Origin of the sequence: Dinoroseobacter sp. S76 (assembly GCF_049801095.1) — a bacterium.
Taxonomy (GTDB): domain Bacteria; phylum Pseudomonadota; class Alphaproteobacteria; order Rhodobacterales; family Rhodobacteraceae; genus Dinoroseobacter.
In genome coordinates this window covers 1-7,500 of record NZ_JBNAGH010000023.1, presented here as the reverse complement: position 1 = coordinate 7,500, position 7,500 = coordinate 1, and the positions used below count along the sequence as shown (strand labels likewise).

At 64.5% G+C, this 7,500-nt stretch carries 9 protein-coding genes (1 of these 9 only partly in view); 5 read left to right on the top strand and 4 right to left on the bottom strand.

Annotated features, from left to right (window positions below; translation table 11 throughout):
• The 3 genes from tuf to parC all read right to left on the bottom strand — a co-directional run.
• On the bottom strand, nucleotides 1-180 hold the start of the coding sequence (gene tuf / locus ACP153_RS22935; RefSeq protein WP_424969927.1) for an elongation factor Tu. It extends 996 nt beyond the left edge of the window; the window shows 180 of its 1,176 coding nt (coding positions 1-180); it begins with the start codon at nucleotides 178-180; the stop codon falls past the left edge of the window.
• Nucleotides 181-320: 140 nt separating this feature from the next.
• The gene (locus ACP153_RS22930) at nucleotides 321-980 is read right to left on the bottom strand and encodes a hypothetical protein (protein ID WP_424973340.1); all 660 of its coding nucleotides are present in this window, start codon (nucleotides 978-980) and stop codon (nucleotides 321-323) included.
• A 17-nt stretch (nucleotides 981-997) separates the two neighbouring features.
• Nucleotides 998-3,328, bottom strand: coding sequence for a DNA topoisomerase IV subunit A (gene parC, locus ACP153_RS22925; RefSeq protein ID WP_424973339.1), 2,331 nt, complete (start codon nucleotides 3,326-3,328; stop codon nucleotides 998-1,000).
• 101 nt (nucleotides 3,329-3,429) lie between these two features.
• On the opposite strand from parC, the gene ACP153_RS22920 reads away from it, so the two are divergent.
• The 3 genes from ACP153_RS22920 to ACP153_RS22910 all read left to right on the top strand — a co-directional run bounded on the left by ACP153_RS22920 (nucleotide 3,430) and on the right by ACP153_RS22910 (nucleotide 5,137).
• A complete protein-coding gene (locus ACP153_RS22920) occupies nucleotides 3,430-4,263 on the top strand; it encodes an SDR family NAD(P)-dependent oxidoreductase (protein ID WP_424973338.1) in 834 nt (277 codons plus the stop codon).
• 82 nt (nucleotides 4,264-4,345) lie between these two features.
• A complete protein-coding gene (locus ACP153_RS22915) occupies nucleotides 4,346-4,561 on the top strand; it encodes a twin transmembrane helix small protein (RefSeq protein WP_424973337.1) in 216 nt (71 codons plus the stop codon).
• A gap of 3 nt (nucleotides 4,562-4,564) precedes the next feature.
• Nucleotides 4,565-5,137 (top strand): cob(I)yrinic acid a,c-diamide adenosyltransferase, encoded by a 573-nt coding sequence (locus ACP153_RS22910; RefSeq protein ID WP_424973336.1) that lies wholly within the window; start codon nucleotides 4,565-4,567, stop codon nucleotides 5,135-5,137.
• Nucleotides 5,138-5,250: 113 nt separating this feature from the next.
• On the opposite strand, the gene ACP153_RS22905 is transcribed toward ACP153_RS22910, so the two are convergent.
• Nucleotides 5,251-5,601 carry a hypothetical protein gene (locus ACP153_RS22905; RefSeq protein ID WP_424973335.1) on the bottom strand — a complete coding sequence of 117 codons (351 nt, stop codon included), beginning with the start codon at nucleotides 5,599-5,601 and terminating at the stop codon, nucleotides 5,251-5,253.
• 208 nt (nucleotides 5,602-5,809) lie between these two features.
• Between ACP153_RS22905 and ACP153_RS22900 the strand changes: the two genes are divergently transcribed.
• On the top strand, nucleotides 5,810-6,568 hold the full coding sequence (locus tag ACP153_RS22900; protein ID WP_424972060.1) for an electron transfer flavoprotein subunit beta/FixA family protein: 759 nt from the start codon (nucleotides 5,810-5,812) through the stop codon (nucleotides 6,566-6,568).
• Complete coding sequence (locus ACP153_RS22895; RefSeq protein ID WP_424972053.1) at nucleotides 6,568-7,497, top strand: electron transfer flavoprotein subunit alpha/FixB family protein; 930 nt, start codon at nucleotides 6,568-6,570, stop codon at nucleotides 7,495-7,497. The genes ACP153_RS22900 and ACP153_RS22895 overlap by 1 nt, the downstream gene beginning before the upstream one ends.
• Nucleotides 7,498-7,500: the final 3 nt, after the last annotated feature.

Below are 7,500 nucleotides of genomic sequence, written 5' to 3'. Positions count from 1 at the left end.
GGTGGAAATCGTGATCCCGCGAGCCTTCTCTTCCGGCGCGCCGTCGATCTCGTCATAGGCCTTGAAGTCGCCAAACTGCTTGGTGATCGCAGCCGTCAGCGTCGTCTTGCCGTGGTCAACATGCCCGATCGTGCCGATGTTAACATGCGGTTTAGAACGCTCAAACTTTTCCTTAGCCATGATGCACGGCGCCTCGTCTTTGGGGGTCGCTCCGGACCCGTTGCGATATCGCGGGCTGCGTACTTTTGTCTGAGGAAAAAATCAAGCGCCCAAATGCAAGGCAATGCCGGGACGGATTACTCCGCCCGAGACTGTGACCTTCAGGAGCTCGCCGGGCGCCGGATGGGGCGGGGAACCCCCTCTTCACCGGTCTCCGTGCCCCGGGCAATCTCGGTCACATCAACCTCGAAGGTCATCCCCTCCTCGAAGGGATTGGTGATCACCGGATAGTCGAACCAATCGGGGTTTTCCGACAGCCAGGTCTCAATCTGGGCGCTGGCATTCTGCGCGAGATTGAGCAGCTGTTCCTCGGCGGTCATGGTGAAGCCAGAGCCGACCACGGCATCGGTCGACAGGCTCTCGAGCACGGTGAACTGCTTGGCGTTTTCGGTCAGCTTTTCCCCCAGCGCGTCATCCCAGACATTCACGCTGACAATCAGGGCGGATTTCGGCGAGAGCAGGATCGGGATCCCCGGCGGGGCCAGCACATAGCCATCCACATTGATGCCCAGGTGATAAAGCCGCCCGCCATCATAGCGCAGGAACCGGCGTTCGATCTCGGAGGAGATGGCCGCTTCGAGCTCTTCCTCGGTCGCCGTGCGCGAGCCGGGGACGGTCTGGGCATTGTCGGCCACAACCACGTTGAACCCGAGCTCGAAGGCGCCGAGCGGCCGGGCCTCGCGCAATTCCGCGTTATTCGCGCAGCCTGCCAGAATAGCACAAGCCAGTGCCACGCTTCCGGCTTTGATCGCTCGCATCATGCCCCGTCCCTCTTGTCTCAGGTGAACTTGTTGTCGCGCGGGAAGCCTCGCGGCGCCATGCGACCGGTGCCCGCGCGCTTGCCCGTCCACTCGGTGAGTTCGGGATCGGCGACGGTCCGGGTGCGCCCGCCCCCGTCCTGCCATTGCAGACCTTCGGCGCGCGCGAAGCTGCGCAGATCGCTCAGCCCGCCATCCTTGTATTTCTGCAGCCGGACGCCCTTGCCGCGCCCCATCTCGGGAAGCTCGTCCGCAGCAAAGATCAGCACCTTGCGATTCTCGCCTACCACCGCAATCGCATCGCCCGCCAAGGGGCGTGCGAGCAGCGCCTTGTACGGTGTCTTGACGTTGAGCACCTGCTTGCCTGCCCGGGTCTGCGCGACCACATCCGCTTCGGGCACGATGAACCCGTCACCGGCATCGGAGGCCACGATCAGCCGCCGCCCCGGCACATGGAGGAAGAGATCCACAAGCTCCGCCTCATTGGGCAGATCGACCATCAGCCGGATCGGCTCGCCCATGCCCCGCCCACCGGGCAGCGAGGCGCAAGAGAGCGTGTAGAACCGCCCATTCGCCCCAAAGACGAGCAGCTTGTCCGTGGTCTCGGCGTGGAAGATGAAGCGCCCTTCATCGCCATCCTTGAACTTCAGCGCGGAATCGAGCGCGATATGGCCCTTCATCGCGCGGATCCAGCCCATCTTGGAGCAGACCACGGTGATCGGCTCGCGCTCGATCATATCCTCGAGGGAGACCTCGGCCACCTCGGCCGCTTCGGCGAAATCCGTGCGCCGCGCGCCGAGCTCGGTGCCCTTGCCGAACTGTTTGCGGACCTCGCGCAGCTCCTCGGCGATGCGCGCCCATTGCAGGCCCTCATCGGCCAGCAGATCCTCGAGCGACGCGCGCTCTGCCATCAGGGCGTCGCGCTCGGAGATCAGCTCCATCTCTTCGAGCCGCCGCAGGGAGCGCAGGCGCATATTGAGGATCGCCTCAGCCTGCACCTCGGTCAGCTCGCCTTCGCCCGGGGCGGGGGTCTTGTAGTCCGACTCGTCGGTCGCCCGCACATGATCACGACCCCAGTCCTCGCGCATGAGCGCGGCCTTGGGGTCGTCATCGTAGCGGATGATGTCAATCACCCGGTCGAGATTCAGAAACGCGATCAGGAAGCCTTCGAGCACTTCGAGCCGGTGATCGATCTTGGCCAGCCGGTGCCGCGAGCGGCGTTGCAGCACATCGCGGCGGTGATCGAGAAACGCCCGCAACACCTCGCGCAGGGAACAGACCTTGGGCGTGCGACCGTCGATCAGCACATTCATGTTCAGCGAAAACCGTGTCTCCAGCTCCGACAGGCGGAAGAGCGTGCCCATGAGCACTTCGGGATCCACGTTCTTGGAGCGCGGCTCGAGCACGATGCGCACATCGTCGGCGCTCTCATCCCGGATATCGGCGAGGATCGGGACCTTCTTGGTCTGGATCAGGTCGGCGATCTTTTCGATCAGCTTCGATTTCTGAACCTGATAGGGGATCTCGGTCACCACGATCTGCCAGACACCGCGGCCCAGATCCTCCTTGCTCCAGCGCGCGCGCAACCGGAAGGCCCCGCGCCCGGTGGCATAGGCTTGCGCGATGCTCTCGCGCGGCTCGACAATCACGCCGCCCGTGGGGAAATCCGGCCCCGGGATCAGCTCCAAGAGGGTCTCGTCCCGGGCATTCGGGGCCTTGATCAGATGCAGGCAGCCATCGATCAGCTCATGCAGGTTATGGGGCGGGATGTTCGTCGCCATCCCCACCGCGATCCCGCTCGCCCCATTCGCCAGAAGGTTCGGGAAGGCCGCGGGCAGCACCTCAGGCTCGGTCAGGGTGCCGTCGTAATTGTCCCGGAAATCCACCGCGTTTTCGGTCAGCCCCTCCATCAAGGCCTCGGCAGCGGCGGTCAGGCGGGCCTCGGTATAGCGGCTGGCGGCCGGGTTATCCCCGTCGATATTGCCGAAATTCCCCTGCCCATCCACGAGCGGATAGCGCACGGCGAAATCCTGGGCGAGACGGGCCATGGCGTCATAGATCGCGGCGTCCCCATGGGGGTGATAATTGCCCATCACATCGCCGGAGATCTTGGCGGATTTCCGGAACCCCCCGGTCGAGGTCAGGCGCAATTCGCGCATGGCATAAAGGATCCGGCGATGCACCGGTTTCAACCCGTCCCGCGCATCCGGCAGGGCGCGGTGCATGATCGTGCTGAGCGCATATTGCAGATAGCGCTCGCCAATCGCGCGGCGCAACGGCTCCGAGCTTTGGGCCGCGCCCGGATCTTCTTGCGGATCGTCCATGTTGGGGTCGTCTGTCGTGCTGCTCATAGATGCTGTGTAGCCCCGCCACGCGGCTGCGTAAAGCGGCCCCGATGCTCCCGGCGCGTTTGAGGCTTGCCCTTTGGACGTGAGGCCGTCACTGATTTGCCATGACAGAGCGTTCGATCCTCATCACCGGCTGTTCCTCCGGGATCGGCTATGCGGCGGCCCATGACTTGCGGGCGCGGGGTTGGCGGGTCTTTGCCTCCTGCAAGAAGCAGCGCGATTGCGACCGGCTGGCGGGTGAGGGCTTCGAGAGCCCCCTGATCGACTACACGGACACAGGCAGCATCGAAGCCGGGCTTGCGGAGGTGCTGGAGGCCACGGGCGGCACGCTGGATGCCCTGTTCAACAATGGCGCCCATGCAATCCCCGGCGCGGTGGAAGATCTGCCCACGGACGCTCTGCGCGCGAATTTCGAGGCGAATTTCTTTGGCTGGCATGAGCTGACCCGCCGGATCCTGCCGGTGATGCGGGCCCAAGGCCATGGCCGGATCGTCCAGAACTCCAGCGTGCTCGGCTTCGTCACCCTGCCTTGGCGCGCGAGCTATGTGTCGACGAAATTCGCGCTGGAGGGGCTGACGGACACGCTGCGGATCGAGATGGCCGACACGCCGATCCATGTGATCCTGATCGAGCCCGGGCCGATCACCTCGCGGATCCGCGAGAACTCGATCCCGCATTTCGTGAAATGGATCAAATGGCGCGACTCGCCCCGTGCGGCGCAATATGAAAGCCAGCTCCTCAAGCGGCTCTACGATGACAGCGGCCCGGACAAGTTCGAACTGCCGCCCAAGGCCGTGACCGACAAGCTGATCCATGCGCTCGAAAGCCCCCGCCCCCGCCCGCGCTACTACATCACGACGCCGACCCACATCATGGGCATCGCGCGCAGGCTTCTGCCGACCCGCTGGCTCGACGCGCTGATCCGCAAGGCAGGCTAGCGGTTTTTCCGCCGCCCCCCTTCGCTTTTTCGCGCCACCCGCCTAGGTAGCATCCCAACTCGGACAACACGCAGAGGACCGCATGGCCCAGGACCCGCTCTTTATCGTGATGGCAATCGCCATGCTGGCTGTCGTTGGCATCTTGCTCTTCGGGATTGGCAGCTTTGCGAAAGGCGGCGATTTCAACAAGAAATACGCCAACAAAGCCATGCGCTGGCGCATTGCCGCGCAATTCGTGGCAGTGCTGCTCATTCTGCTGTTCGTCTTTATCCGGCGACAAACCACAGGCGAGGGGTAACAGGTGGTCGTTCTCAACAAGATCTATACGAAAACCGGCGATGCGGGCGAAACCGCTCTGGGCAGCGGCGCGCGGGTGGCCAAGCATTCCACGCGAGTGACCGCCTATGGCACCGTGGATGAGACCAACGCGACCGTCGGGCTCGCGCGGCTGCACGCGACCGGCGAGATGGATGCGCAGCTGGCGATGATCCAGAACGACCTCTTCGATCTGGGCGCCGATCTCTGCCGCCCGGATATGGAGAAAGACGCCGAGGCCGAGTACCCGCCCCTGCGCATGGCCGACAGTCAGGTATCGCGGCTCGAAGCCGAGATTGACGGGATGAACAAGGATCTTGAGCCCCTGCGGAGCTTCATCCTGCCCGGCGGCTCGCCGCTGGCCGCGCACCTGCATCTCTGCCGCACCGTCTCCCGCCGGGCCGAGCGGCTGGCGGTGGAGCTTGCCACGATGGAAGCCGTAAACCCGGCAGCCGTGAAGTACCTCAACCGCCTGTCGGACTGGTTCTTCGTGGCCGGGCGCGTGGCCAATGACAATGGCAGCAGCGACGTACTCTGGGTGCCGGGCGCGAACCGCTGATCCCCGGAGCTCAGCGGTAGACGCGTGGGTCGGCGTGTTTGCGCACGCGACCCACGATGAGGGTGATCAACGCCGGGGCATTGGCGGCCACCGCCAAGGCCATTCGCGGCGCGTCATCCGTCACAATGGCTGGCCAGCACCCCATTGATATCCGCCACAAGATCGGCAAAGCGCCCATCCGCCTTGAGCCGATCCCGCAAAGCGATCAACTCGGCACAGAGTTCCGCATCAAAGCTCTCCTGCGCGAGCGCCTGATTGAGCAGGACGCCGGTTCGCGTGATATCCGCAACCGGCGTCGGCTTCGGCTTGGGCGCCTTGGTCCCCAGCCCGGCCCCAGGCAGCGCGCGCGGGGTCAACGCCCCCTGGGCCGCGGATCTCAACCCCAGAAGCACCGCCGCCAGAGCCGCGAGCAGAGCCAGAACCACCAGAACTTCGACAAAGGTCAACATCGGCAGAAATCGCATCGCATAATCCTCCACATCCGGAAAATGCAGGCAGTCTAGCACGGTTTCGCCAATCCTGCCGTCCGGCCCCCATGCGGCAAAGAACGCGGCGTCGGAAGGGTCAAGTCAGACCATTTTGCGCTGTTTTCCCCGCGCGTAACCCGTTAAATCCATGCCGAAGAGTTCTTTGCGCCCGCCCCGGCGGCGTACAAACAGGAGACATGGTCTTATGAAGGTATTGGTGCCTGTGAAGCGCGTTATTGATTATAACGTGAAGGTCCGTGTTAAGGCGGATGGGAGTGGTGTTGATCTTGCGAATGTGAAGATGTCGATGAACCCGTTTGACGAGATTGCCGTGGAAGAGGCGATCCGTTTGAAGGAGGCGGGGACGGCCACGGAAGTTGTGGCGGTGTCGATCGGCGTCAAGCAATCCCAGGAGACCCTGCGCACGGCGCTGGCCATGGGCGCGGATCGGGCGATCCTGATCAATGCGGCCGAGGACGTGCACACGGATATCGAGCCTCTGGCCGTGGCCAAGCTGCTGGCGGCGGTGGTCAAGGACGAAGAGCCGGGGCTCGTGCTCTGCGGCAAGCAGGCGATCGACAATGACATGAACGCCACGGGCCAGATGCTCAGCGCGCTTCTGGGCTGGTCCCAGGCGACCTTTGCCTCGGAGCTGGCTGTCGAGGGCGACAGTGCCAGCGTGACCCGCGAGGTCGATGGCGGTCTGCAGACGATCAAGGTCTCCCTGCCGGCGATTGTCAGCGTGGATCTGCGCCTCAACGAGCCGCGCTACGCCTCGCTGCCCAACATCATGAAGGCCAAGAAGAAGCCTCTGGATGAGAAGACGCCGGCGGATTACGGCGTCGATGTGACCCCGCGCCTGAGCGTGGTCAAGACCTCCGAGCCGGCCGAGCGCGCCGCCGGGATCAAGGTCGGCTCTGTCGAGGAGCTGGTGTCGAAACTCAAGGAAGCAGGAGCTGTCTGATGGCTGTTTTGTGTCTGGCAGAAGTAACCGATGGGGCGCTGGCGATGGATGCCACCGCCAAGGCTGTGACCGCGAGCGCGGCTCTGGGGGAGGTGACCCTGCTCTGCGTGGGGGCCTCCGCCAAGGAGGCTGCGGCCGAGGCGGCGACGATCTCGGGCGTGGCCAAGGTGCTGGTGGCCGAAGATGCGCTTTACGGGCATCGCCTGGCCGAGCCGGTGGCGGCGCTGATCGCGTCCCTGGCGGGGGGCTATTCCCATGTGGTGGCGCCCGCGACGACCGATGCCAAGAACATCATGCCCCGGGTGGCGGCGCTCCTGGATGTGATGGTGCTGTCGGATGTGGTGGCCGTGGTGGATGCGGACACGTTCGACCGTCCGATCTATGCGGGCAACGCGATCCAGACCGTGAAATCCGCCGATGCGACCAAGGTGATCACCTTCCGGACCTCGACCTTTGACGCGGCCGAGACCGGGGGCAGCGCACCGGTTGAAGAGATCGCCGCGGGCGATAATCCGGGCCTGAGCGCTTGGGTCGAGGACAAGGTCGCCGAGAGCGACCGGCCCGAGCTGACCTCCGCGGGCGTGGTGGTCTCCGGCGGGCGCGGCGTGGGCTCCGAAGAGGACTTCGCCATGATCGAGAAGCTCGCCGATACCCTGGGTGCCGCCGTGGGCGCCTCCCGGGCCGCGGTGGATTCGGGCTATGCGCCGAATGACTGGCAGGTCGGGCAGACCGGCAAGGTCGTGGCCCCGGATCTCTACGTGGCCGTGGGGATCTCGGGGGCGATCCAGCACCTGGCCGGGATGAAGGACAGCAAGGTGATCGTGGCGATCAACAAGGACGAAGAAGCGCCGATCTTCCAGGTCGCCGATTACGGCCTGGTCGCCGACCTCTTCGCCGCCGTGCCCGAACTCACCGAAAAACTCGGCTGAACA

Bases quoted from the DNA above. Each gene is read 5' to 3' on its own strand.
- ACP153_RS22915 (WP_424973337.1), top strand. From the start codon at position 4,346: ATGGCCCAGGACCCGCTCTTTATCGTGATGGCAATCGCCATGCTGGCT.
- ACP153_RS22900 (WP_424972060.1), top strand. From the start codon at position 5,810: ATGAAGGTATTGGTGCCTGTGAAGCGCGTTATTGATTATAACGTGAAG.
- ACP153_RS22920 (WP_424973338.1), top strand. From the start codon at position 3,430: ATGACAGAGCGTTCGATCCTCATCACCGGCTGTTCCTCCGGGATCGGC.
- parC (WP_424973339.1), bottom strand. From the start codon at position 3,328: ATGAGCAGCACGACAGACGACCCCAACATGGACGATCCGCAAGAAGAT.
- ACP153_RS22895 (WP_424972053.1), top strand. From the start codon at position 6,568: ATGGCTGTTTTGTGTCTGGCAGAAGTAACCGATGGGGCGCTGGCGATG.
- ACP153_RS22930 (WP_424973340.1), bottom strand. From the start codon at position 980: ATGATGCGAGCGATCAAAGCCGGAAGCGTGGCACTGGCTTGTGCTATT.
- ACP153_RS22905 (WP_424973335.1), bottom strand. From the start codon at position 5,601: ATGCGATTTCTGCCGATGTTGACCTTTGTCGAAGTTCTGGTGGTTCTG.